2 protein-coding genes are annotated in these 1,240 nt (G+C 40.6%); both read left to right on the forward strand.

The genetic code is table 11. The features are described from left to right. Positions 1-84: 84 nt before the first annotated feature. The gene (locus tag FCL54_RS23655) at positions 85-417 is read left to right on the forward strand and encodes a transposase (protein WP_138129715.1); all 333 of its coding nucleotides are present in this window, start codon (positions 85-87) and stop codon (positions 415-417) included. Then, on the forward strand, positions 414-1,240 hold an 827-nt coding region (locus FCL54_RS23660; protein WP_246055447.1), incomplete at its 3' end, for an IS3 family transposase. The genes FCL54_RS23655 and FCL54_RS23660, both read left to right, overlap by 4 nt.

The following is a 1,240-nucleotide window of genomic DNA, read 5'->3' on the forward strand; positions in this document are numbered from 1 at the left end:
TGATATTATCCCCTTTAAGTAGACATTCAAAAAAACCTTCATGATACCATGAAGGAAAGAATGATACTTGGAGGGGGTTTTTCTATGGCCAAGAAAGGGCAACGGTTCCAAAACTATACAGACGAGTTTAAACATAATGCCGTCATGAAGTATGTGAACGGCTCTAAGAGCTACCAATCATTAGCTGAAGAATTAGGAATACGAAACTGTACCCAGCTTAAAGTCTGGGTGAAAAAGTGGAAGAATGGCGAGGTGTTTGATAATCGAAGTGGCACTGGAGGAAACCCTCTCAAGGGAAGACCTCGTACAAATTTTAAATCGATTGAAGAGGAGAGAGATTACCTGAAAGTGCAGGTGGACTATTTAAAAAAGCAGTATCAAAATCTAGAAAGGGAGGGGAAATCACGCAAAAAATAAAGTATGAAACCGTTGAAGAACTAAGAGACGATTATCCCGTTACCTGGTTATTGGAGGTCGCCTCCCTTCATCGGGCGAGCTATTATAAATGGAGAGCCAGTAGAGCGCAGAGGGAAGAAAGGTCCAAACGGGATCATGATATAAAAATGCATATGATGGGGATTCATTTCCTTCATCCGGAAACAGGCTATCCTACCATGACTCGTTTATTAAGAGAAAGTGGTTACCACATTAATCACAAAAAAGTATATCGGATGATGACGGAAATGGGAATCCAATCGGTGATTCGCAAAAAGCGAAAAAGGCATGGATACACGCCTTCAGTCGTCCATCCAAACAGGCTCAAAAGAATGTTTAAGACGAACGGCCCAAATCAAAAAATGGTGACAGATATTACTTATGTGTCGGATGGTAAACGATTTTACTACTTATCGGTGATTCAAGATTTATTTAACAATGAAATTGTGGGATGGCAGATTTCTAAGCGCAATGATTTACAGCTTGTTTTAGACACTGTAGACCAGTGGACAAAGAAAAAAGACGTAGCTGAAGCCGTTCTCCATTCGGATCAAGGCTTTCAGTATACGTCTAAGGCATACAACACGCGAATCAAAGAATATGGCATTAAAGGCAGCCACTCTCGCAAAGGAAACTGCCTGGATAACGCCTGCATTGAATCCTTCTTTTCGCATCTCAAAACAGAGAAGTTGTATATAGAACAGTGTAAATCAGAAACAGAGATACGACAAGCAATCGAGGATTATATATACCACTATAACTACAGGCGTTTTCAGAAGAAATTAAAGCAACGCGCGCCGATTGA

It is taken from the genome of Exobacillus caeni (genome assembly GCF_005747095.1).
GTDB lineage: Bacteria > Bacillota > Bacilli > Bacillales > Guptibacillaceae > Exobacillus > Exobacillus caeni.